This is a genomic window from Gordonia otitidis NBRC 100426 (assembly GCF_000248075.1).
GTDB lineage: Bacteria > Actinomycetota > Actinomycetes > Mycobacteriales > Mycobacteriaceae > Gordonia > Gordonia otitidis.
On sequence record NZ_BAFB01000062.1, the window covers coordinates 1 to 24,359 of the forward strand.

Annotated in this window: 23 protein-coding genes and 1 pseudogene; 13 read left to right on the plus strand and 11 right to left on the minus strand. The window is 62.4% G+C overall.

The window, feature by feature from the left end; genetic code table 11:
- The 3 genes from GOOTI_RS05420 to GOOTI_RS05430 all read left to right on the plus strand — a co-directional run.
- The coding region (locus tag GOOTI_RS05420; RefSeq protein WP_007237566.1) for a C40 family peptidase at positions 1-260 on the plus strand (260 nt) is incomplete at its 5' end.
- A 71-nt stretch (positions 261-331) separates the two neighbouring features.
- Entirely contained in the window at positions 332-931 is a 600-nt protein-coding gene (locus tag GOOTI_RS05425) for a hypothetical protein (protein WP_138985176.1), read from the plus strand.
- A gap of 64 nt (positions 932-995) precedes the next feature.
- Complete coding sequence (locus GOOTI_RS05430) at positions 996-2,198, plus strand: NERD domain-containing protein (protein WP_007237568.1); 1,203 nt, start codon at positions 996-998, stop codon at positions 2,196-2,198.
- A 12-nt stretch (positions 2,199-2,210) separates the two neighbouring features.
- Here GOOTI_RS05430 and GOOTI_RS05435 read toward each other — a convergent pair whose 3' ends face one another.
- From GOOTI_RS05435 to GOOTI_RS05470, 8 genes are all read right to left on the minus strand, one after another.
- Positions 2,211-2,507, minus strand: a complete 297-nt coding sequence (locus GOOTI_RS05435) for a hypothetical protein (protein WP_138985177.1) — start codon at positions 2,505-2,507, stop codon at positions 2,211-2,213.
- 127 nt (positions 2,508-2,634) lie between these two features.
- Entirely contained in the window at positions 2,635-3,756 is a 1,122-nt protein-coding gene (locus GOOTI_RS05440; RefSeq protein WP_138985178.1) for a hypothetical protein, read from the minus strand.
- A gap of 767 nt (positions 3,757-4,523) precedes the next feature.
- On the minus strand, positions 4,524-5,906 hold the full coding sequence (locus GOOTI_RS05445; RefSeq protein ID WP_138985179.1) for a DEAD/DEAH box helicase family protein: 1,383 nt from the start codon (positions 5,904-5,906) through the stop codon (positions 4,524-4,526).
- A gap of 327 nt (positions 5,907-6,233) precedes the next feature.
- A complete protein-coding gene (locus GOOTI_RS05450) occupies positions 6,234-6,599 on the minus strand; it encodes a hypothetical protein (RefSeq protein WP_007237572.1) in 366 nt (121 codons plus the stop codon).
- Between the two features lie 117 nt (positions 6,600-6,716).
- Positions 6,717-9,038, minus strand: coding sequence for an exonuclease domain-containing protein (locus GOOTI_RS24660; protein WP_051997869.1), 2,322 nt, complete (start codon positions 9,036-9,038; stop codon positions 6,717-6,719).
- Positions 9,039-9,735: 697 nt separating this feature from the next.
- Positions 9,736-9,987 (minus strand): hypothetical protein, encoded by a 252-nt coding sequence (locus GOOTI_RS05460; protein WP_138985180.1) that lies wholly within the window; start codon positions 9,985-9,987, stop codon positions 9,736-9,738.
- A 97-nt stretch (positions 9,988-10,084) separates the two neighbouring features.
- Complete coding sequence (locus GOOTI_RS05465; protein ID WP_138985181.1) at positions 10,085-10,582, minus strand: hypothetical protein; 498 nt, start codon at positions 10,580-10,582, stop codon at positions 10,085-10,087.
- Positions 10,579-11,163 carry a hypothetical protein gene (locus GOOTI_RS05470; RefSeq protein ID WP_007237576.1) on the minus strand — a complete coding sequence of 195 codons (585 nt, stop codon included), beginning with the start codon at positions 11,161-11,163 and terminating at the stop codon, positions 10,579-10,581. The genes GOOTI_RS05465 and GOOTI_RS05470 overlap by 4 nt, the downstream gene beginning before the upstream one ends.
- Before the next feature lie 322 nt (positions 11,164-11,485).
- On the opposite strand from GOOTI_RS05470, the gene GOOTI_RS05475 reads away from it, so the two are divergent.
- The 10 genes and pseudogenes from GOOTI_RS05475 to GOOTI_RS25650 form a co-directional block, all read left to right on the plus strand.
- Entirely contained in the window at positions 11,486-11,998 is a 513-nt protein-coding gene (locus GOOTI_RS05475; protein ID WP_039993520.1) for a hypothetical protein, read from the plus strand.
- 475 nt (positions 11,999-12,473) lie between these two features.
- The gene (locus tag GOOTI_RS27020) at positions 12,474-12,596 is read left to right on the plus strand and encodes a hypothetical protein (RefSeq protein WP_267879805.1); all 123 of its coding nucleotides are present in this window, start codon (positions 12,474-12,476) and stop codon (positions 12,594-12,596) included.
- Between the two features lie 102 nt (positions 12,597-12,698).
- On the plus strand, positions 12,699-12,980 hold the full coding sequence (locus GOOTI_RS05480; protein ID WP_007237578.1) for a hypothetical protein: 282 nt from the start codon (positions 12,699-12,701) through the stop codon (positions 12,978-12,980).
- Positions 12,977-13,690: a hypothetical protein gene (locus GOOTI_RS24665; protein ID WP_007237579.1), complete on the plus strand. Its 714-nt coding sequence runs from the start codon at positions 12,977-12,979 to the stop codon at positions 13,688-13,690. The genes GOOTI_RS05480 and GOOTI_RS24665 overlap by 4 nt, the downstream gene beginning before the upstream one ends.
- Positions 13,674-14,324, plus strand: a complete 651-nt coding sequence (locus GOOTI_RS05495; protein WP_039993524.1) for a hypothetical protein — start codon at positions 13,674-13,676, stop codon at positions 14,322-14,324. The genes GOOTI_RS24665 and GOOTI_RS05495 overlap by 17 nt, the downstream gene beginning before the upstream one ends.
- 167 nt (positions 14,325-14,491) lie before the next feature.
- Positions 14,492-14,947, plus strand: coding sequence for a helix-turn-helix domain-containing protein (locus GOOTI_RS24670; RefSeq protein ID WP_138985182.1), 456 nt, complete (start codon positions 14,492-14,494; stop codon positions 14,945-14,947).
- A gap of 87 nt (positions 14,948-15,034) precedes the next feature.
- Entirely contained in the window at positions 15,035-15,361 is a 327-nt protein-coding gene (locus GOOTI_RS05510) for a DUF4031 domain-containing protein (protein ID WP_007237582.1), read from the plus strand.
- Positions 15,361-15,675, plus strand: coding sequence for a hypothetical protein (locus GOOTI_RS24675; protein WP_007237583.1), 315 nt, complete (start codon positions 15,361-15,363; stop codon positions 15,673-15,675). The genes GOOTI_RS05510 and GOOTI_RS24675 overlap by 1 nt, the downstream gene beginning before the upstream one ends.
- 140 nt (positions 15,676-15,815) lie before the next feature.
- On the plus strand, positions 15,816-16,340 hold the full coding sequence (locus tag GOOTI_RS05520) for a hypothetical protein (RefSeq protein ID WP_039993526.1): 525 nt from the start codon (positions 15,816-15,818) through the stop codon (positions 16,338-16,340).
- Positions 16,341-17,378: 1,038 nt separating this feature from the next.
- Positions 17,379-17,507, plus strand: a pseudogene (locus tag GOOTI_RS25650) (IS3-like element ISMyma8 family transposase); the annotation flags it as partial.
- Positions 17,508-17,754: 247 nt separating this feature from the next.
- Here GOOTI_RS25650 and GOOTI_RS24985 read toward each other — a convergent pair.
- The 3 genes from GOOTI_RS24985 to GOOTI_RS05545 all read right to left on the minus strand — a co-directional run bounded on the left by GOOTI_RS24985 (position 17,755) and on the right by GOOTI_RS05545 (position 24,104).
- Positions 17,755-20,763, minus strand: coding sequence for a TniQ family protein (locus GOOTI_RS24985; RefSeq protein ID WP_007237586.1), 3,009 nt, complete (start codon positions 20,761-20,763; stop codon positions 17,755-17,757).
- Complete coding sequence (locus GOOTI_RS05540; protein ID WP_005180180.1) at positions 20,760-21,908, minus strand: ATP-binding protein; 1,149 nt, start codon at positions 21,906-21,908, stop codon at positions 20,760-20,762. Before GOOTI_RS05540 ends, GOOTI_RS24985 begins: the two co-directional genes overlap by 4 nt.
- A gap of 102 nt (positions 21,909-22,010) precedes the next feature.
- Entirely contained in the window at positions 22,011-24,104 is a 2,094-nt protein-coding gene (locus tag GOOTI_RS05545; RefSeq protein ID WP_007237587.1) for a transposase, read from the minus strand.
- Positions 24,105-24,359: the final 255 nt, after the last annotated feature.

Sequence of the window (24,359 nt, forward strand, 5' to 3'; positions counted from 1 at the left end):
CCATCAACCTGCCGCGAACCACGTACGCTCAGATCAAACTTGGCCGCGAAGTGTCGGTGCAAGAAGCACAGCCCGGCGACCTCGTGTTCTCAAATTTCAGTAGCCCCGGCACACCTGAGCATGTGCAAATGTATCTCGGCGACGGCAAAGTGGTCGAAGCCCAGCAGGAAGGTGTCCCAGTGTTGGTCAGTCCACTCCCGAAGGGCAACTACACGATCAAACATGTCACGAAGGAAGACACCTCGTCGACCCCGGACTGACTGGCGGAAGCGACGGTGGACTGCCGAACATGCTGCCGCGCATAGAAAAATCTGGCAGCTACATTCGGCGTATGAAACAGCTAGTCACACATGAGCGTGGCCGAGCAGTCGCAGCAACTGTGGCAGCGGTCGTCGTTGCTGTCGCTGTCGCCGCGTGTGGCAGTGGCGCAACCACCGACGATGGTCAGAGCACGCCGACGTCGACGCCCACAGTGACAACTGTGACACGACCGCAGTTGCCGACCGCCAACGGTGTCGACCGCAGCAGCGGCACCTCGGTCATGCTGGCAATGTGCCAAATCGTGTTCAGCCGCGACACGCAGACCGAAGACTCGTACTCGTCGTCCTATCAGCGGGCCGCGGATTTGATGACACCGCAACTGCGGGCGCAGCTCGTCCAGCCGTCAAAGAATGTCCGCCCATTCCCACAGTGGGTGCAGTGGCAGCAAAGCAAAGCATGGGTGCAGGGTAAATGCGTGATCGCCGCCGACGAGCATCCTGCCGACACTGCGTCGAGGCAGTCGCGGGTACTCGCGGTCACCGCACAGCCCTACGACGCGACCGGCGAGGCGCTCGACGAATCCGAAGCTGCGGTATGGGCGACCGCCACCAAGCAAGGCGACCGGTGGGCGGTGTCGCGATTCGACGTCACCTTGGACGATTCGCCGTGATGACGCACCACAACCCGATGCCTCGATACCCTCACCGACACAACCACCCCTCTGAGGAGAAGTCATGACAGCGATCGTGCGCAGCGACCCGGTGTCGCGGGCGGGCGCCGGAGTGCGTGCCGTCGGCCGCAACGATCGGCGCAGCAACCGAGACCGGCTCACCATCTACGGCATCATCACCGCCGCCGCCATCGCGTGGATGGTTGCTGTCGCAGAATGGGTGTGGGGTGAGCCATGGGATGGGCTCACAATCGGGGTGCTCGCGGCGGTAGCGGCATCAGCTGCAACGTTCGTGTTCGCCATGCGCGGCACCGTCGCCGCCATCCTCATCGCCGGCCTAGCTGCAGCGGTCACCGTGTGGGCCGGATGGTCGACGCTGCACTGGCTGGTAGTGCTGTGCGGTGCGGTGATCCCGATGATTGCGGTGCTCGGCGTGTACACGGCGCGCCGTGAACGGCTCACTCGGATGAGCGCCGCTGCGGTAGTAGCTGCCCTCACTCCGCTGGTGTACGGGGTTGCTGGCGGTGTGCTCGGTCCGTGGGTGATCGTCGTTGACGCAGCGATTACCGGCGCGGCGGTGGTGTGGCAGATCGATTTACCGCGCCGCGCCGTTGTCCGCGCAGCGTCGAAGCGGTCACACATCCCGCTGATGGCGTCTGGTCCCTTCTCTGCGAGTCGACTGTTTGTGTCGGGGCCGTCCGGGGTGGACGCGCACATGATCGCGCAACGTTCGGAGGCGGCGGTGATGACGGCGGAACTGTTGACTCAGCTGCCGCCGTCATGGTTTGTGTTCCATTCCCGCCTCACCCAGTCCGGTGAAAGCGTCGACCACATCGTGGTCGGCCCGGCCGGTGTGATTGTGCTCCGATCGGAGATCGTCGAAGCCACATTGCTGCAGGCGCCCGCATCGGTGAACGAGCAGTCGACGAGCATGCACGTCGACATGGATGGTGAACGCCTCGACGACCAGTGGGCTACCGCCCTGTGCTGGGCTGCTGTCGACATCGACACCGCCCTGATGACGCCGGGCGGAATGCGTGTCACCACACCCATCTATGTGCTGCACAATGCGCACGTCGAAGATGGGGTGGTGTCGCAGACGGTGACCGTCAAGGGACGTCCAGACAATGTCGACTATGTGGCCGCTGCCCACCTTGTCGACACGATCCTTCAACTGCCGACGCGGCGGGTCGTCGACCCGGAGGATCCGCAATTCGTGGAAGATCTCGCAGTCATCGTCGACTACCTGTTCCCTCCGGAACGGTAGCCGCGGCGTGGGTTACGTGGTCGCCCAGTGCTCGTCGCCGGCGGGGTCGGTGGTGTTGATGGCCGCGACCGGCGTAGCTGTCACCATGGCCACGAGGTGCTTGCACGCCTTCCACGTGATGATGGCAGCCATAACAGCCACCGGGAACAGGTAGGCGCGCTCATTGCCGTCCGCCCGAAAAGCCATGTACAGCAGAAACGTTGGCACAACAGACAGTGCGGCGAGAAGCCATGCGCGTCGAAGTCCACCACGCATCGCGGGTGCGGCGAGGAGCAACGTCATGACGGCGCCGACGACCAGGATCGTCATATGCATTACGTTCTCCTTCCACTGGGTGAACACGCAGGTCGCGCGCCCTGTCAATCCACTATGCCCCGCACATGTCGGTGCCGTCTAGTTCAATAGACGGCGGGTTGCGCACTTTCGGCAGCATCCTTCATCGCTTGTTGCCTATCTGCTCGGCGATATACGACAGCAGCGTGAGGTCAAACATCGATTCGGTGTCCTTGTAGTCGCCGACGACACTGTCGGCGAGCTGGTCGCTACGCTGCTCGGACTGTTCGAGACGTCGTGCACCGGCCCGCATCTGACGCCACTGCGCACCAACCTGAGTGCGGCGCTTAGCGCGTCGGCTGGCTTGGCGGCGAAGCGACGCCCCCCGCGTGGTGGGCCGACCGCGTTGCGATGCGCGACCACGTTCAGCATCTCCACCGGAATCGTCGTCGCTGTCGACGTCATCACTGTCGCTGTCGCTGGCCGTGGGGCGGGCGTCGTCACCTTCGCGCCACGCTGTGTCGTCGGTACGGATGGTGTCGTCGCCGAACGGGGCGATGCTCGCGTCGTCAACTGCCTCACGTACCGGCACGATCCCGTCGACGATGTCTTGCGTCTCGGCGAGGACGTCGCGGTACTTGCGAGGCGCGACAGGAGTGTCGAAGCTGCCGTCACAGCTGATTGTGTCGCGCAACTCGCGTTGCTGGTCGGCTGTCATCGACACCCATCCGTCGGCGCGGCCACTGTCGGTGATGGCGCGTAGTTCGGCGGCGGCCAGGGCGGCGCGCTGCGCTGCATGTAAATGCTCCTGCTGCCAATGCTGCCATTCGGTCGGGGAGGTGGCTGACATGTCCATGCGGATGCGGGCGTGCGCCATGTCGAAGCGGGCGTCGCCGAGTTGTTGATGTGCTGCACGGGCAGCGGACAGTGCAGGTTTGGGAGGCATGAGTGCGGCCTGCTCGCGGCGGTATCGACTCATCAGTCGGCCTTCGGCGATGGTGGCGGCCAGCGCTCGCACGTCGGGGTCGTCGGGGTTGGTGTCGATCATGCGCGCGAGGGCACGCTCGGACTCCTTCTGGTATTGGCGGGTGCTGTACAGGTCGGAGCGTCGGCTGGCGATCTCGCGTGCAACCTCACGAGCTTTCCCTTCAAGTTCTGCGCGTCGGGGGCTTGTGTCGGGCGCATTGTCTCGGCGTTCCAGGATTCGGGCGAGGTGGGATTCGGCGGCGGTGAGGGCTTTTGTTTGGCACGACGGGCAGCGTGGCCCCGGTTTCGCTCGGCACATGGCCGACATTGTCGCGCACCGATTTCAGCGGTCCGCGTTTGTCACCGTAACGTGCGTGACCTGCACGTCTAGAGGGACTCCGAACGGGATTTGGTATTTCAAATCTGTGAACGGGCTTGACCGTTGTCCGGTCCCTGCTAACATCCTTTCTTAGCGCCGCCTCAGTGGGCGGGAACCCTCCTGGAGTCTGTCGCCTCGACCCAGTCGCTGTTTGCTGAATAACGCTGTAGCTCGCCCGCATCGGGTGTGAGCTCGCCATTCGCATAGCGCCAGGAGGGGAATTGTTTCTACACGCTGTTTCCACGGATCGGACACCGCACGTCGCGCGGTCGATCACCCACAGACCAACGGCCTCGGGCAGCCGCATGCCCGTCGGTCGGGGGAGGGCCAGGCTGATGTCTGGTCTATGCAGTAGTACATCGAAGCCCATCTCACGCCGGCGTGGTGGGCGGGCTCCGGCCCGCTCACCATGGCGGGATGGGCAGTGGATGTACTGAGCCTGCTCGGCGTCTTTCCCCACAAATACGTATGGCCCGGAAACGTACTGTTCCGGGCCACACTTATCGAAGCCAAAACATCTCACTATCGAATGCCACACAAACGGGGCAGTGAGTGTGAAGGTTTGCACCCCGCCGAAGCGGGGACTCGTGAGCGTCTGAACCGCTACCCAGCGAACCGGGGGGCAAGCCTCCCACGAGCTTCACCAGTGATCGTACGGGAAGGATCTGAGAAAAGACACAACATGTGTTGATGTCGGCGCACACCTCTCACTCGTTCTCAGGGGTGAGCCATTGCACGCCGAACGTACGCGCGACCGCCGACCACATGCCGATGCTCGCCCCACCGGAAGCGATCGCCGCCTGAGCGTTCTGCACCATGACCGTCGCTGCGCGCTCCTCCACCGTGTCACGCGAGAACAGCAGGAAGAACGGCGCCTGCTCATGGAACCGGTGAATCCTGCCGATAGTTTGCGCGGCCTCAATGCCCGACCAGCTCGGCATATGCCAGATACCGATCCGGCGCGCCGACGTCGCGCGGGTACCGTCTGCGAACTCCTCGTTGGCCTGCAGGCTGATCGCTGATGTTTTACTCAACACGCACACAGGTTTGTGTCCACGCTGAAACGCCATCCGCTCTTCGCGCAGCGGGTGATCACCGAACAGTCGTGCACAAGCCACGCCAGCCGCTTCAATAGCGTCAGCGATTGGTTCGCCTGCTGCGCTGACGAAACTGACCGCGATCACTACCTGCCGACCTTTCGCCGCCTGCGACAACGCCAGGTCCACTGTCGCCTGGACACGCAAAAATGCTGCCTTCTGCCGGAACCGGACGAGCGCGGCCCGACCGCCGTCGCCGTCGTTACCACTGCGCGCAATGTCGTTGGCACGCCGAAACTCTGACCAGGCTAGGGCGTAGTCGCGGCGTTGCTGCGCGGTGAGGTCGACACCGATCGCTTTCACGACAGGCGGACCCCACGGCGCCGGCTGATACACCATCGCCGGCGGCGACGACCCCAGCAGCCACTGCTGCACGATTTCGGTGGCGTGCTGCTGCAACCGCGGCTCGGCGCGGGCTGCAGCATTCCATCGGTAGTCGCCGGGGGTGAAGGGATTTGGTTCGAGTGGAAGCCCTTCGGCGATGAGCCGCGCGCCCACATCACTCCAGCCGCTTAGCGGTTCGTTGCGCACGGCAGCCAATAGTGGTGCGAGCATGAGGTATTCGGCCGGGTTGTGCCCAAGGGTGGCGGTGATTGTCAGCAACGCTGGCCGCGACTTTCGCCGGAATCGGCAAATCTGCCGCAGTTGCTGGGTGCGCCGCGTCGGATGGCGGAATGCCTGCACCTCATCGATGATGCATAAATCAAAGTCGATCAGCGGTTTCCCACCGACACCGACGAGTTTCCCGAGACTGTCGGGAGATACGATCGTCCACCTCATTCCACCATCACCGACCGCCGCCAACCATTCCCGCCAGGACGGAATGGTCAGCGCCGTCGGCCGGTCTACGACAATCAGGATCTCGGCTCCCGGCCGGTCGTGAAGATATTGGCGCACAGCAAGAATGGCCGCGCACGTCTTCCCCGTTCCCGGGGCAGCGCTCAAATGTGCTGCGGAGTAGCTGCGGAGTGCGGCCACCGCATGCTCGGCCATCGCGACCTGCTCCGCGCGGGGCGTTTTCGGCTCCGCGACCGCTGCCGGGCCCGGGGTCGGATTAAGTGAGTCCTCAATCCTCCGCAACAGCGTGTACGGCTGCGACCGGTAGGGGACAAGCGCATCGGGCAGTGCTGCTCCGATGAACGCGTGGCAGCGGTTGCCCGGATACCAGCGGACTGCGGGATAACTCATCCGAAAAGGCAAGTCGAGCACCCATACTCGCTGACCCGGAGGTGGTGTGGACAGTGCGGCGGGAGCGGCTGCTGCTGTTGGGCGTGCGGCCGGTTTCTTTCGTCGGCGCCGACGTTTCGTGGTCGCCACGACTCACTGCATGCTGGGTGCGGTGTCGACCTTCAAATTCATGAATGTGTTGAGGCGGCGGCTCAGTTCGAGTAGTTCGGCACCCAACGCGTCGGGGGTGTCGGTGTCGACGGCGGCGAACACGTCGGCGAGTTTGTCCAGTGCAAGGGGCTGCCCGGCCATCATCGCCCGCTGGTTGGGCTTCTCGATCGCCGTGCCGAGGTGGAAAGGCTGGTCGTGCCCGTCGACGAAGGTACGAAGCGTCGACCAGCTGGCCGTCGATGAGCCGTCACCGGCCCGCCACCGGCCCGGCGTTGCGTGGGCGATCACCACGTCCCGTAGCTGCTGGGCGACAGTGTGGATGAAGGTCACGTCATCAGCTGCCATCATGGCGCAGCTCCGATCTGTGGTAGGTGTCCGTTCGCTTGTTGATCGTAGGAACGCAGTTTCAGCCCCGACGCTGCATGCGTCCGCGGCCCGCGAGTTCGCGGCGGTCTCCGGCGGTGCTCAGAGCAGCATTCCTGCTGGTGCCTCACGCACGAAGCTCAGATCGCGCGGCTTGAGTAGCCGACCAGGGTTGAGGGTCTTCTGTGCGCGGGTCAAGGCCACGTAGGCGAGGCGTTGTTCGTCGACGATGTCGTCGTCACTGAGCGCGAATGGGCCCTCGCGGGGCGCCTCGTCGGGGTCGTCGAAGTCGTCGGCGATTCTCACGCCCGGAAACTCGAGGCCTTTCGCGCGGTGGCAGGTGGCTACGGTGACGTCGGCACGTCGGGGATCTACCAGGTTGTTCAGTGCAGATTCGATGACGTCAACACCGTTGTCGGTGATCAGCTTTGCCAGCACCGCCACATCCGACACGCCGGGCTGGTTCTCCAACCATTCGGTGAGATCAGTCCAGGTGGAAAACGCCGCATACGTCGGGTCTTGCGGCGACTGCCCAGCGAGCAGGCTGCGGGCGGTGGTACAGAACTTGACGGCTTCGTCGTTCTTCCCGATCATCGCAACCTTGTGCCCTGCGCGCTGCGCGTCGATCACCTCCGCCACGGCGCCGCCGTTGGTGCGGGCGAGGATAGCTGTCGCGTCGGTGTCGGTGAAGGTGACGTAGTCATCGATGAGCGGGTTCCCGCGCACGCGCACCGGGGCGTGGAGGCGCGCGAGGTAGCAGTTGGCGGTCTCTGCTACCGCGTCACCGAACCGAAACGACTGGGTGAGGTGCACCGTCTGATCGCAGTCAAACAAGCGCATCGCATTCACGGCCCCGGTGAACCGGTAGATGGACTGGTTCTCGTCGCCGACGAGAACAATCTGCAGATGCTTCTGCCTTGAGATGATGTGGCGCACCAGAGCGTTGCTGTCCTGCGCCTCATCGAGGAATATGAAGTCGCCGTCGCGGCCGATCCGCGGATCTGAGTCGGCGTACAGCTTCAAGTACACCGAGTGCGAGAACCGCACGGCCATCGAGTGCGGATCCAACAGGTTCTTCCATGCGCGTCTCGCGCAGGGGATCACCGCAGCGGCGAGTTGCTGTTCCTGCTGTGAGCCGCGCTCGATGCCAACGATCGGCGGCATGTGGGCGTCAGTGATGTCAGGGTCGAGTGTTTTGCAGAACTCTTCCACCGCCCGCAACGCGTATCGGCCAACGACGTACTCGTTGAACAGTCGCTCACCGTCACGCATCTGCACCACGGTGCGGCGTGGGTGGATGGCTTCGGCGGTGGTGCGCCACTTGGGCACCTCCTGGTTCAGTTTCCCGATCAGCGCGCCGTACGGGGTGCTTTTGATGTTCTTGTACGCCAACGAATGCGCGGTCATGGCTTGCACGGTCGACGGGAACTTGTGTGCAGCTTCCTTGGCCACCGATTTGTTGAACGCGACATATGTTCCGCGTCGATCGGCGTGCGTGTGCTGCTCGATACGGGCCAACGCGAGCAGCGTCGACGTCTTGCCGGTCCCCGCCAGTGCGGGCAGCCGCAAACAGGACGACTGCTGGAAGGCCTCGACCGCAGCCATCTGCTCATCCGTTGGGCTGTGACCGCCGAACGCCGACTTCACCAGCGCCGCCGTCATCTGCGCTGGGGGCGCGGCAGCCGGTCGGGTACCGGCGGCTGGCGCGGGTTGAGTGTCTGGTGCGCGCTCAGGTGCTGTCGGTAGATCAGGAATGTCAGCTACCGGTGTGGCGCGTGTCGGTCGGCTCGCCGGTGTTGCCCGCTGATGTGTTGCGATCACCGTCGCTCCCAGCGACGTGGTCAACGCGCCGACCGCCTGCTCGTGGTCAACTCGTCCGCCCCCGCTGTGTGTGGATGTGCCGGTGAGGGGTTCGAGGTCGGAGACTCCGAGCGTGTCGATCAGGTATGCCGCCAGCAGTCCACACGCGTGTGCGTCGTCGACGGCGCGATGGGTGTTGCGGGCGTCGAGCTCGAGCAGTTCGATCAGGGATGACAGTTTGTGTGAGGGGGCATCAATGAAGCGTCGAGCAGTTGCCAGCGTGCACAATCCCTGCCAGGTGGGTGTCGGTCGGTCGAGACGTTCGAATGCCGCCGACAGGAAGCGTGATTCGAACGGGATGTTGTGCGCCACCACCCCGTTCGGGCCGATGAAGTCGGCCAGTTCGTTGAGCACGACAGGCAGGGGAGGGGCGCAACGAATTTCGTGCGGCGTGATGTGGTGGATGCGTTGAGCGCTCGCCGTCAACGGAACATCGTCGCCCGGGTTGGTGACCGTCCCGAACGTGTCGATGACTGTGCCGTCGGCGCGCATCTTCACCGCACCAACCTCCACAATGCGGTGGGCGTGCGACGACGGTCCTGTTGTCTCGAGGTCGATCGCCACAAACGGATGTTTGGCTAACACCCCCAGGGTTGCGCTAGGAAAGGGGCGACGCGCCTTGCGTACCGTAATCATCTGCGGCTCATCTGACATGTCCGACAGCACCTCCACAATCGTTGATGTGATCCAGTGTGGATGGCTGCTCTGACAGTCGCGGCACTGTCCACCCAACGGCGTCACACGATGAAGATGACTGCAGCCCAGCACAATAAACAGGACGCAGGATCGTGCCGTGCTGCACACGCAACGGCACCATCGGTCGGGCGAAACACATGAGCGCAGTGTGACATCACCGTTTCACCACCATCCAGGCCGCCAACCTGTGGTGTCGGGCGGATCAGACGTCGACGGCGGCCAGGCGCGGATCTGTCGACGCCCGGCGAAGCAGCAGCGACGCGGTGATCGCTATGCCGGTGACAGCGCCGGCGGCGGCACACAGGACAGCATCCACTCGCCACATGCCAATCACCGGCCCAGACCCTCTGTGGCATGGCGCCGAGGCGCAACCACAGGGCGGGGGGAGTGGTGCACAACAGGCAGTGCGATGCCGGCAACTTGTATCGTGAGGTGGTGTTTCATCACGGCCCTTTCCGTGTTGGGATACGGGTCCGCGGGTGTTGCACCACCCGCGGACCACCGTCAACTGCAACCGCCTGATGGTGTTGCAGCACACACTCATTGTGGCGTCCGCGTTTCGCCGTCACTTCCTGCTCGTGAGCAGGGTATAGACGGCAGCCATCATCGCCGCGCACGGCCAAAACTGTGCTCGACCGGCGTCGATCATCGTGTTGACCGACCACACGACGACCGCTACCGCACCAACGAGCAGTAGGCACTGCACGACGAACACCGCAAACGTCATGAGGCGGTAGACGACGAAGGGGCAGTCGGCGAACTCCCACTTGTAGCTTAAGAACGAAGCCCTGACGGTGAAGATGTCTCGTTGCGGCATGGCGGCTTTCCCTTCGATCGGCTGCACTGCACGAGTGCGTGTCAACAGCAGACTGGCAGGGCATTCCGCACCAGTGCGGCACTCCGGGACGCCGGGCCTAATATCCTGCCGCGCAACCGATCGCGCTACTCGCCGCACTGCCCGTTCCGTAGAGGCCGACACTGTCTGCGGGTGTCGCCGAAGAGATACTCGAGGTGGACCCCACCGCCAACAACACATTGCCGCGCTGGGCCCACAAGCCGGGTTCGTCGCGTGCATCAACCCCGCCGCTAGTGATCACAGCAGCAATGTAGGTGAAGTCACCATTACGGGTGGTGCGCGCATTGCGGATAGCGGTGCCCGGCTGCAGTGTGTCAGTCACTGCCTCGATCTGCGCGCTGTTGGCAGCCGAGCATCCCTTCACCGGTGGTATCGAGAACGGCGGCGCTGACGTATCGGCCGATCCGAGCGGATCGTATGCTTCACCGTCGCCGCTACTTTCAGGTGAACCCGTGAACGCGATCACCACAAGCACCACAACCACAACAGCTCCGATCGCCAACGCCGCGATCGGCGCCCAGCGCCGTATCTGCTCCGGCGTGACCACACGCCTCACGCCTGGCGCACCCGGGCGAGGCGGTTGGATGTGCTGGCCGGATTGCGGTGCTCCCACCACTGGTGGACAGCAGTGCGATACAGATACGGCTGCGACAGCACCGCCACAGCCGAGGCCTCACCAACCGTGCGTGTAGCCGCTGCATCGGCGGCCAGGACGCGCGCACAGCGCTGAGACCACATCTCCCGATACAACCACGCCGTTGCGCCGGCAAACACCACAGCGGCCACCACACCCGCCAGGCGCACCCCACCCGCACCGAGTACCGCCAGACAGGCGGCCGCGACAGCTGTACCCGCACACAGCGCGGTCAGCAGCCGCACAGCCCGCCCTCGAGGCGGCCGCGACGCCGCCATCGCAGCCGCATGCGCGACGATCCACCGGCCACCGTCTCGCCCGGTCTGCGATTCGACGATCGTGCGCGGCAGAAACAGGACAGCCACCTGCCGCCCGCCGAGCGGCCGACGACGCCGAATGCAGGGATGCCGGCCTCGAACCAGCATCGCAGCGACAGGCGTACCGGTGCTGACGGCGGCGTCAACCCACCAGTCGACGTCGCTGGTGGTGCGGGTACGAGTCATGGTGGCGACGTTAGCGTCCGCGTTTCACCCCGAAGACTGCCCACGCAGCCACTGCTACGTGCCGGTTGTGGTGCGCCAGTGACGTTCGGCCTGACGGGCCGGGCCTCCACGGGTGTTCGTCCCGTGGCTGAGCGCGACACGGTTGCACGCCGTTGGTTGTGGCGCGGGAGCCTGTGGTGAAACTAGCGCGCACCTGGGTGCCGATGCTGTCACCGACAGACCGAATGGGCTCACTGTTGCTGCGGCACAGTCACAGTGCCGCACCGGTGCAGACCCTGCAGTCAGTCTGATCAAGCAGACCAAAACCAAGCAAGGAGCGCACATGACACAGGCAGACACCGAGATCCCCTTCGTGTGGGACCGCGACCACAACAACTTCGAGCAGGTCCGCCCCTACCTGCCTGCATATCTCGCCATTCGCGAGGAGATCACCGCGGCCGGCGACTACCCGTACAACGACTCTTTTCGGGGCCGCATCCCCGGAGTGGCCGGTTCCGAACATGAAGACACCGCAATCTACATGCTGAACAACCTCACGAGCCTCGACGAACTCAACGCACAGATCGCACACTTCATCAACGAAGGCGGCCATCACATCAACGACGCGCCACTCGCCGACGACACCGTCTACCGGGGCACTGTGGTCACACACAGCTTCTACGTCGGCGGCACCGGCTGGAGGCAATACGACAACGCGCGCTTTACAATTCACCACCGCGACACCGTGCGAGGCCGCCGAACCGAAGTGCTCGTCTATCCACCACGAAAGCGGAACCCGATACGCCTAAGCGGTGATCGCATCATGGTGCGGGTGAACCGGCCACGCCCCGCCTGACGTCGGAGCAGTAGAACTCGCAGGCCCGAGGCCGAAGCTAGCAAGAATCATGCACCGCTGCCACCGCATAGGTAGGTAGTGTGATCACGGTAGCGCGACAAAGCAGCAGGAGTGACGACGATGAGTAAGGGTTTCAACCGTGGAGACCGTGTACGCGTGAGAGGACAAGATTGCTGGGGCAGAGTTACCTGGACTCACGACGTCTGGTCGGGAGTTGAGCATCCTCACAAAGGGCCGGTAGCGGCAGGTCGCCACAACCGGGGTCGGTCAGTTGCCTACCCGAATTCGCAGCTCGAACATCTCGATTGAGGCGCGGCGTTCCCCCCGTGTTTGGGCGCACCGCCTGTTCGCGTTACGGGGTGGCCAACTGGCGGCCACCGACCGCTGACTCAGGCGACGTCGTCGCCGTCATCACTGCGATGATGCCGAAACCTTCCTTGCTGAACGCCACATCACTGCGGCTGAACATCTAGGCATGAGTCCTCGCGCAGCGAGACAGTTCCTCGACGACGCAGCGCTCGACGAGCTCGCCTGCAATGCGCAGAGAAGACCGCACCAGTCCGGTAGGAAATGGCAGCACCAATATGTGTCCATCTAGTACAGGCGAGCCTCATTGTGTGTCACGCTGTGGACGACACGAAAGAGGCCTCGTCACGGCTGGCACCGCGACGAGGCCGACGACCCAGATAGGAGCTGGATCATGACCGATGCTACGTGGTGGACCACCGTCACTCACGGGCCGCGCGGACCCCTGCCTGTAGGCCCGTGGAAATCGCTCGACGAGGCGCAAGAAACCCTTGGACGCTGGCGTATCCGGATGGACCTGCGCCTACGGCGGGGGAAGCGCGTCGGAGGATTCGGCGATACCAACGAGTTCCTCGAGGCGCGCACGGCAAGGCTGTACGCGTACCGGACACGGGCTGAGGCGCGAGCCGCCGACATTAGCGACGACCGGACCGTCGTCGCTAAAGAGACACTGTGACCCCTCACCCGGCGACCGTCGCGAAGTGGCGGCGGTGGCGCGCGGACGGCCTGACGATGCGCGAGATCGCTGACCGCGATCAGGTGTCCTATTGGGTGGTGCGTGAGCAGGCCCGTGAGGTGGGTGGCCGGACTGGGCCGCCACGCATCCCTGTCGGGGTCGAAGATGCTGTCGCCGCCTACATCGAGGCCGGTTCAGCCACCCGTGCCGCAGCACTTCTGTCGCGCAAGCTCGCACCCATCAGCCTCACGACGGTACGACTTCGACTATGGGAGGCCGGGGTGTTCGAGGCCGAACCCGCCTCGAGGGGCCGCCCCTGCCCGCACCTACTGACCGCTTCCCAGGCGGCCGACGCCCGCGACCGCGCAGCAGCGGTGATGGCCGCCCGCGCGCGTGCCGACACTGCCACAGGTCGCATCCTCGACGCCTGGGACCGTTTCGGGGACATTGACGCCGTGCGCGCACAACTCCCCGACATCGACAGCGGCTACGTACGCACCATCCTGCGCATGCACCACCTGATCGAACCGCAGCCATCCCGGGTCGACGTCACCCCCGCGCAAGCCCGAGCAGCAGTCAAACGCTACGGCAACATCAATGCAGCCGCGCGAGCCCTCGGCGTCTCGCGCAACGCGATCGCGGCGCGAGTACAGCCCTCGTACTCCGCGCGGTCGACAATGAAGGGTGACGATGATGTCGCGAGCCAATGACCTAGAGCGGGAAGCCAGACGCATCAGCCACCGCCTGGCAGCAGGTGACAGTCTCCGCGACGTGGCAGGCGACGTACAGGACATCACGACCCGGCTGACGAAACCCGGCTACACGCTTCACGTTGCCGCCTACAGCGCTTTCGTACGGTCCCCCACCGGTCGAGCGCTGACCTGGCTGTTCAATGACCGCGACATCGAGGCTCGTGACCGCCGCGCCGCTCGAGTCCGCCGCGAGCTCATCGAGGACTGCTACTGCGCCGTCATCTACCCCGGCTGGGACAGCGAACACGGCTCACCGCTACCCAGCGAGCTCGCGGGAGCCGCCGCCACCTGGCCCCAAACATGGCGAGACGTCGAAACCTACCTTGCCGCAATAGATCTGGCCGATAATCGGATACCAGACATCGAACGCATCGAGACATGGTGGTCACGCACCTTCGAGGACGACTTCCTCATCCCAGGTGGTCGTGGTGTCGCCGGCGCCGTAGGCGAACCCGTCACCCTCGCCGACTATATGCGCGTACGGGAATCGATTCGCGGCATCAGCCCTGCGCAGCGGGCCGCGCTCACTACCGCGCGCTACCTCGAGGAGTCAGCACGCCGCGAAGGTCTGCGCTGGCTTATCGGCAGGTAGCACCGACAGCACGGCCAGCGGCGCGGACAGTGGCATGGTGGATGGCTGATGACGTGAATGATGGCGTTTACACTCGGGCCGCACAAGATCCGAGGGGAAACATCATGGAAGCGTCCGGCGGCCGCATCACGCGTGATGGCGGCGTAGGTGAGGTGGACTGTGAACGCGTGACCATCGCTTGCGCGCTTGAGGCGCTGTTTGCGTATGCGCCTGCCCCACATGCGTTGACGCGATGGAACGGGCGGCTGCTGAGCGACCGTACTGTCGCACGCGGTCGGCCGGTTTCTGAGTCTCAGATCAGTCAATTACGCCAGGGGCGCATCCAGTCTCCGTCGTGGGATCTCGTCATCGCATTGGCCGACGCGTTCGGTGTCGACGCACGTTTCTTCACTCTCGAATACCACCGTGTGCTCTCGCGACTGCCGATGCGTGAGCGTGTGTTGCTGGCGCGCAGCGACTATCCGGAGCTGCTCACCGCCGCAGTAGCCATCGAAGGCCTCCCCGCAGCGCATCGACACACTGTGCGCGCACTCGTCGACATCCTCGGACGTAACACACCCGACGAGCCACCATCATGGCTCACCAAAGAGCAGCCGGATCAGGTCACACGGACAGCAACCTAGATCCATGAAACTGCGCCGCTACCGTATAGCCCGACACGTCAGAGTCGGCTGCGACCTACCCGGCCGCCAGACGAGAGGGTGATAGCTATGACGGTGTACGTCGACGACATGCGCATGCTGGCACGGGTTGGCCGAATCAGCGCCCACTGGTCACATCTGCTGGCCGATACCGACGACGAGCTTGACGAGTTCGCCTCCCGCATCGGGTTGCGGCGCTCGTGGGCGCAGTTCCCTGGAACGTGGAAATCGCACTACGACGTCACCGACACCAAACGGGAACAAGCGATACGTGCGGGCGCAGTGCCCATCGGTTACCGGAGCGCAGAATGTCTCGCACTTCTTGATGCGAAACGTCGGCAGCGTCCGCCGACAGTGCAACTGGCGTTGTCGTTCACCAACGATGGTGGGCTCTAGTGGAATCGGAACCAGCGAAGTCCCCGACGGTGGTGACACCGCTTCACCTCGTGATAGCGATGCCACCGCTCTTGCTGCTAGTCATTCCTGCTGCACTGACTGTTTTCGGGCTACCGCTCGCCGCGGTCGCAGGCTTGGTGTGTTTGGTCCCCGACAGTCCGGCTACGCCCCTGCTTGTTGTCGCGGGACTGCTTGCCGGGCTGCTGCTGGGCGCATCGTTGTCGTGGCGCGTTCTGTGTCGTGGAGTGCGGATCACGTTGCTCGCCGTCGCCGGTGTGCCTCGCGCGAGGTGGTCGACGACCATTCTCGTCTGACCTTCCCGGCTCGCTGTGCAGACAGCGCACGAACCCAGGACAGAATTTGCATGGTGGGCCACCTCTGCGAGCGCAAACGTGAGCCCGGGCGGCGCACACCGTTGACCCATTGTCGGAGGTGGTGTGCACAATCTGTCGGCATGACACCCTCAACGACGTTCACCGCCCTGGCAGCCGACAGCCTCCCCTACCCTCACGGTCTGGGAAAGTCCGGTCCACCCCAACTTGAACGCCTCGAGCGCGGCATGCGCCAACTGCTGCGCGCACAGTTCAACGACGTCGCCACGAACCGAGAATGGTTCTGGCACCCCGAATATCAGTGCCTGATCCAGCAGTATCTTTCCGACTACTTCAACGCCAAAGGTGACATCGTTGACATTGCGACGGCCGCGCTGCAGTGGGCGCAGACCAGCCGCCACTTTGGGGCACCGCTCGAGGGTGCGGGCCTGGCCGAACGGAAGTTCATAGAATCACTGGGTCCCGAGCCGGTCGGCGAGACCGCACACATCGTCCGTGAGTGGACACTGAGCCCTCCCGAAGTCGTCGTCAACGCTGACGGCAGCTACGCCTGTGGCGATGGTCGGCATCGGATGAGCTACCTACGAGCGTGCGTACAGCCTGACAGTCCGGACTTCCCAGTCCTGGTGCGGCTGAAAAGGTTCTAGCACCGCACGTCGACGGGCCTAAGCGGCACGGCTGGTCGTGAAACAGGTAGCGCATACTCGCTAACAACCGGAGTCCGTTGATTGAGGGAGCACGCAGTGAGTAGGGCAGCCCTGAATCTCACTTCCCGTTTGTGAGATCCGGCCAGTGTTGGCACATATCCGCGTGAAATAGGGCTTCTGACTAGCGGTTATCCGGACTCTCGGGAGGGCCGCGGAGACGCCTGTCCGCTCCTATCAGACATATACTCTTGGCAGTTACGGACCCGTTATGCACCGATCCTGAGTTCATTCGCGGGCACAGGCTGGGACAATGACTGAAAGGCCGTCATCGGCATCGAGAGGGTGAGCGACGCACTCCGCGAGAAGCGGGCTCGCCCTGCTCGCTGATGTTGCTGCGCTGCACAGTATCTCGGCACCCGATGACAACCTCCGGACGCAGCCGCATGACTCCGCTGCCAGCTCCGGTCAAAAGGTGCACGGCTGCGTCCGGGGGCGGTTTCTAGGCGGGGTCGCAACACTTCTCTGCATCTGGAGGTTGTGTTGTTGTCGTCACGTCGGCGTGAGAAGGCGCCCGCACGCCGTCCGCAATCGGCCAAACGCTAACGGTTGATGGAGCTACGTGGCGGCGGCTATCGATTCGGGCGCCGGGCCACGAGGTCGGCGTCTCGAGCACCGCGACCAACAACTGGGCCCGCGGCCATAGTGACCTGAGGCAATGACTTTGCAAGGTCCATGGGCGATCAGTGAGATCAGCGAGTTGATATGGCTACTCGACCTCGCGAACAGGTACTGGGCAAGGTCGAGGGTGAGCATGCTGTGGTGTTTGCGCACTAGCAGCAGGTCCCGGTCCAGTGTGAGGAGCGTGTCGCGCCACAGCTTCTCTCGACTACCGCACCCCAACCGAGTACGAGGCCACCCTGACCGGCGCCTCACAAGTACGCGAGACCACCGATCCGGCTGAGGTGAGCCCTCCCGAGTGGTCCGGTCGTTGTGGGACTCTGTTGCTCGAGTGTTCGAGCAGGAAGAATCAACAACGTCATGACATCGAACAAGCGCCGCCGGCATACGCCGGAGCAGATCATCCGCAAGCTCGCCGAGGGCAACAAGCTCTTGGCCGCTGGTCAGGAACTCGACGAGGTGTGTCGACACCTCGAAGTCGCGGAATCCCCGACGTCGCCGACCATCTGACCAGTTCCAGGTCTCGCCACTAGCATCACCATGCAACCACCAGCGAAGCGTTTGTTCGGGTGATAGACGTTCGCGGGCAAGGGTCACGAGCTTCGTGAACTTGCTCGACGCCCTGACCCCGATCGTTGACGGGGCGGGTCCGGCGCGGCTGCTCGATATGGTCGCCGGCCACTGCATGTCAGCACTCAAAGACTGACTCTATCCCGTCCCGTGACCAGCAGTTTCATCATACCGATTTCCCTCGAGGTCGGCGGAGGGGGATGCCTTCACGATGCAAACATTCGTATATACACGCGTTTGAAACACCGAACTCGTGTGCAATGTCTTTGACTAGGCACCCCTCTTCTTCGTACCTTTTCCTGAGTAGCTCACCGGGCACTAATTTCTTTTTTGATTCGGGAGCAGCTGCGGGAATGATTCCTGCAGCGCGCATCCTCTTACCGACCGTGGAGGGGGCGGCGTCGAGTGCAGCAGCAATATCGGCAATCGATTGATGCTTGTTGAGGTAGCGATCTCGTAGTTCTTCAATCGGCAGTAGCCGAACGCGTCCGGCCCCAGGAGGGCGACGTGATGGAGTACGGATAGCGATGCCTTGCTCGCGCATTATTTCGCAAAGCCTAGACTCACTAATGCCAAAACGTTTGGCGGTTGCGCGGAGCGTTAGTTTCCGGTCGACGTAGAGTGATTTGATCGCGTCAGGTGAAATCGCGGCAGGCGGTACTGCGTCGTCAACTGGGGTAGACACTTCGACCCTGCGCGTTGCGGTGTAATCCACCACTCGACGGCCTCGAAAAATGACGACGCCGCTATCCTTGAGGCGGCGAGCAATCGTGGGTCTGCACACACCGTACCGAACGCTCAACTGTTCAAGAGTCATGAGCTCATCGACATAGAGATGTTTGATTTCTTCGATGGGCAAGGACACAACCGACGCCCCTTCTTGCGTGCCGCCAGTGCGAATCGTGATGCCAGCTTCGCGAAGGCGGTTGGTGATCGTGGTCCTCGACACACCGAGCTGGCGTGCGATTTCGGTCGACGGCTGGTTCTGCGTCACGTAGAGGTCGACGATCTGCGCGGTGTCGACCGAAACTGTCTTCCGTCCACGGACCTCAATTCCGTTTTCACGGAGAAGGATACGCACCTTGTGTTCGCTCAGGTCGAGATCGCGGCTTATCTCGCGGACGGTCTGCCGCCGGGTGACGTACGCGTCGTAGAGTGTGTCGCGCGACGGTAGCGTCGCTCGGCGTGCGTCTGGCGCCGTGTTCGAATGCACTGCCGCGTCACTGCTGCGGCTGTCAGACGGGGGTGCTTCGGGACGCTGACCAGACGACTTACTTCTTCGAATGCGGCGTCTCGTTGATCGTTGGATAGGTTGATCGTTCAGGTATATGCGCAGTGCGGCAGGGGAGATCGCGAGGGCGCGTGCCGCATCGCGTACCGATAGGTTATCTGCGCGCAGTAGGTTCGTGATGTCGTCCCGTGGTAGGGGCACAGGTGGCCCCGGTAGGTCTAGGTCGGCGATCAGATCGATCGGTGGTTCTGCGCACACTGGTTCGTCAATTCCGAGGCTGTTGAGGAACACACTCGCCTGGTGGTCAAGCGCCTCGACGATCTGCGGGCTGAGCAATGCAAGGAGTCGAGGTACCTCGCGCGTGCGTCGATCGGATGCCGCGACTCCCCGTGTTCGCTGGTAGTTCAGTGTGACTCGCCGGTAGAGAAAATCGCGTGCCAGTTCGTGGCGCCCCATATCTACGCCGTGTTCGGTAGCGATCTGACGCCATTTGTCCTCGGGCAGGAGCTGTGAGTAGTCCAGTTGACGACGGCGGTCGTAGTCGATCTTGCCTGGATGGTCGACGAGGTAGTCGCCGAGTCGTGTGATGGCTGATAGGACTGACCGTGGGAGTCGCGCGCTTCCTGCTCTGTGCCAGACCGAACCGATGTGGCGTGGGTCTTCATCGATGCCGAGGAGCGTTGCGCAATCAGCAACCGGTTTTCCCGTGACAGCGATGACCGTTGCCAGCGAGAGACCGACAGCCCCGTAGTCTTCGTTGAGACCGGGGATGAGGAGCCGAACCGCCCAGGTTGGCCACATGCGTTGCGGGATTGAGGACACTGCAGCGTGCTGTGGGCTGGTGAGTTCTCCCGATGTCTGGGGACGACGCCATGTCTGCTTTAGCGCGTTTATGTCATTCGCCTGGCTAGCACCACAGAAGATCGACTCTAAGCGGCCACCTTTGTTGGTGCGCGCTGTGTATCGGTACCCGCTTGTTCGTGAGAGGACGGTTCCGAAGCTTGGAAGCAGCAGGCGCAGCATCTCGGCGGCGGTCGCATTGTCGGCGGAGAGGATGCTGACGGATGTGGCGGTAGCTGCGACGTCGAGTAGCGACCCGCGATCGACGTCGGTTGCTGTGAGGTTCTCAAGCAGGCCAGTGAAATGGGAGGAGTGTTCATTGGCTGCTTTACTCCAGTCCGCATCGCGCTTGAGGCGAATCGCCAAAACCCTTGCGTCAGCGAGAAACGAGACGGCGTCGAGTATGGCGGTATCGGAGTCCGCCGTAACTCCATCTCGTGGGATGGACATCGCGGTGCTGACGGTTTTGCTGACCGTGCGTTGTGCGATGAGAGCAGGGTCATCGTCGGAAAGCCCGGCCGTGAGGGTCTGACCCAGAGGGAACGTGCAGGCGGGGTCGGCAGAGTTGTCTAGCATGTGAGCGCCACACTCTTGCAACACGGGGATGTAAGTGGCCATCCGATGAAGGGCGGGGCTCGTGCCGCAGCGTTGACAGAGATCGACCAATAGACACTGATGACGAGGACATACGAGCTCCCAGCCGATGCGCCAGCGGAGAAGCCATCGTCCACCGTTCTCAGAGAGGCAGTGCGGACAGAATCGAGACGCTGGACGCAGACGGAAGATGTTTCTTAGAGTCCACCCCCGCTGGTCGGCCTCGCGTCGGGCAAACGCCCCTGCGCTCGCGTCCACTGTGGGGAACGCGTATTCGGTCATCGTGAGGAGGCCTTCGAGTGATGTCTCGGTGGCGTCGGCAAGGGGTTGAAGCCCACCGGGGGTGGCGGGCAGCTGGATTAGACCATGTCTGGTCCGGAGACCGTAGTTGAGATAGCGGAATACGCTCCGAGGCACGTTGAACCGGCTCGCGTAGGCATCGGTCCACGATTCGATACTCTCCCCCGGCACGGCAGGGATGCGAACGGCAAGCGTCCGGGTGGTCATCATGATGCCACCGTCGCCTTTTTCGAGCCGCGAGCGCGCGATTTCAGGTGCTTGGATCCGATTGCCCCGGATTCGATCTCCGCCAGATAGCCCTTGCGTTGCCGTTCAGCCTCGGCGTCGATGGCGATTGTGTCGAGGAGATCCTGGGTGAGGCATTCTTGCCCTGTAGCAATGGCTTTACGGGATCCACGGGCGATTAGTGACATCAGCGAGTTGATATGGCCACTCGACCTGGCGAACAAGTATTCAGCAAGATTGACGGCGAGCATGCCGGGGTGCTTGTGTACTAGCAGCAGGTCACGCTCCACTGTGAGCAGCGTGTCATGCCACTGCTGTTGTTGTTCCTCGTTTTTAAGTCCGAATCCCCTGAATCCTATGGGTGTCCAGCGCCGTGACATCTGTGTCACGAGGTTGTGTGAGCGTTCCTCGTTGTAGGGGTCTTTGGCATCGAATAAGCCAGTCCCGACGAAGATGAAGGTCGCCGGAAGGTGGTTGGTGAGCGACTTCAAATGGTTGATGCTGCGCCGTCCACTCGGGGTGGTTGCGTCGATGAACTGCACTTCATCGACGACGACTAGTACGGTTGCACACGATAGGACGTGGTCCTGTGCGCGTGCGAGCAGCGTCGCTTCGTTGCCGGATAAGGGTGCCCCGAAGAATCGGCAGATGGCTTCGTCGATCGCCTTTGGGCTGGGGTTCGATGGGATGGAGATATACACGACTGGAATGTGTTCTGCATCGGTGGACGGAAGGTAATCACCAAGTTCAGCCCGCTGGGCATTGAAGATTCTTTGGGCGTAATCGACGACCATGGTGGTCTTACCGAGTCCTGGTGACGCACTGATGATGACGGAGTCACGCACTTTGTCTCCCCGCTTGTCTACACCGCATTCGTACACCATGTCGATGGTTTCGTTCGCGTTGATCAGCATGGGGGTTTTGATTGGTCCGTAGTTTGCGTGGTATGCACGGCGTCGCAGATTGTAGTCGCTGCGTGCGCTGGTGCTGAGTGCCTTGAGCTGGGGCGTGGTTAGTTGTTCCGGCCGTGTCGGAGGGTGCGTGGCGAGTGCCTTGAATCCCTCCTTGAGAACCAAGCTGGCAACCCTTAGATCGGGTTCGGGGGACAATTTCTTTTGCGAGTTGGACATTGTGTTTCCAGTGCTATATTCAGTGATATCGGGCCGTGTACGGTTTTCTGTGTCTGGGTGTTCCTCTTTCTTTTGGAAGGGTGCGAACGAACTGCGATATCTTTATGCATCGACATCGTCGGTGGTAGTTCCTGAGGCCCGGCTGTAGTAGTCGTCGAGTTCCTGCTCGTTGTAGTTGCCGTCGCTATCGGGGAGGGGGACAGCCACGTCGGTGTCGAGGTCGATCTCAGAATCGCTGTCTGAGGGTGACTCCCACTGGTCGCCGCCGGATCGGAGGGTCACGGTCGGAGTTGGTTCTAGCGGGTTGCGGTCGCGTCGGAGTTCTTCCAACGCCGCGCGCCGCTCTTGGGGTGTGTCTGCGATACCCGCACCGAATTTGTGGAGGATTTCGTTGATTGCTTGGACGTCGTCGACTGCCGTATCGCAACGGCGTTGGTAGTCGCGAGCAAGCGACAGTGTTCGCTCGGTGAATGGTCCATCGACATAGCGCGCCTTGTTCCATGTCAGGCGAATCCACTCTCCCGGCGATTTTTCTAAGTAGAGGTAGCGCATGTCCCATGGGTTGACTCGTACCGGGAACTTGTCGATGTCTGGTCCGGTACCGGTGCCGCTGCGGGATCCGGGGGGTGGGAGTTGAGGACTGGTGTACTGCAGTCGGTATTGCACTCCTTTGGTGGTGATGGTGCGCCACACCAGCGGTAGTAGTCGCAGCAGAAGGTCCGGGCTTGACGGTACGGTCAAGCCAAATTTTCCGAGCGAGCGCCGAACGCCGAATTCGTGTGCCGCGTTGGGTGACAGCTTAAGATGTGGAGCATCCGGCAGCTGGATCCCGCGATGGATCTGTTTGTGATAGACGTTTGCTAGGAAATCACAGATCATCTCTTCTAGTTCATCCACGTAGTAGGCCGCCTGTTTTTCGATGTCCTCCCCGCGCACCTGCACAGATCCACCTTTTTGTCCTGCAACATCTTGCAGGTAGTACTCTATTGTTTGAAATAGACGTTCGCAGGGGCCTTTGTCCGTGGGCTGGTTAGCCCGTGCGGGTCGTAGATCTGTGTGCATCGCCCGCAAGACCGATACAGTTTGTTTACCGATGAAAATCTTAGCGTTATCGGGGATAACTGCACCAGCAACTGGGCGGCGCGATTGGATGAAGTCAGTGTTGTCCGGATCGTAGACGACGTGGTCGGGGACACCTAACCACCCGAGTTGCTGCATGTAGGCGGGCCGTTGCAGCGGCGCGAAATAGCGATACAGCAGCTGCATCACTGCGAATGCATCAGTCGAACGTTCCGTTAGAATTAGACTGGGAACCTTCTTGCAGAAGACGTCGATGAGCAACGTCAGCTGAAGATTGACCCACCGACTGGTGAGTCGGTCGAGACCGATGACATCGAAATAGTGAGTGTCGAGCATCAAGAATTGAGTGGGGTAGTCCGCGTGCAAGCCGTGAAATTCGCCGGACGGGGAATCCGCGAGTTGCTTCTCGGTCTGTACCGACGACCGGAACGTGTAACGACCGGCGGAAAGCTCCGTCAGTGCCGCGTATGCGGTGGTGCGGCCAGGCTGTCGCACCCTGCCGCCGTACTGCCTTTCACACAGTTGATTGATTTGGTTGATCATCGCTTTGCGAGTGATTCTGGTTTTTCCCGGGTGCTCGCGTACCTGCCGGGCAGCGATTTCCAACCAGCGGGCGTCAATGGAGTGCATCCCTAGTTTTCGGCGGATTGACCGTCCGTCGAGTAGCGCTGCGGGGTTGCCGTCGGCGGCCCAGTAGTTTGCGCATCGCTTCTTCACACAGGAGGTAGTCAGCCCCAGCTCTGCTGCTTTCGCCGCATATCGTTCTTCCAGAGCTATCTCGGGCGCGTATTGGGAACGGGGTTCGCCCTTCAACGCGCGATCTGAGGTGCCGCTGCGGTATCCCGTGGTGATCTCTAGGACGTGTTCTTCCCATTCATAGGCGTCGCGCTGCGCCTGTTCGGGCGCTAGATCGATGTCTGAGGCGGCAGATGTCTTTCCCTCAGGCGGAAGGGCGTCAAGGACGACGAAGTTGGGGTTCGCGGACATGGAGCCAGTCCAGATCGTGCAGAATCCCGGGGTGTCTTCGTAGGACAGCACAGCTACTTCGGCACTGATCGACTCAACGTGAGCCGGCCGACCGTGATACACGACTTTGGTGCCGGGAACTACGCTCACGGCACTCCTGGATAGGTCCATGGTTCTTCGTTTCTTGTGGAAGGCGATGTCTATCGCCTGCCCTGGTGGTGGCTGTTGTGTGCTCGTGGAATAGGCGACGATCAGCGAACGGAGTCGCTGATGCGGTGGTGGAACAATGCTCTCGCCTCGTCGGTCAGGTAGTCCGGGAGTGGCACCCCTTCCGAGAGTTCTGTGGTGCCGCGCAGAACGAATCGGTGCAGGTCGGCGCGGAGTTGTTGACGCCAGATCAGGTGG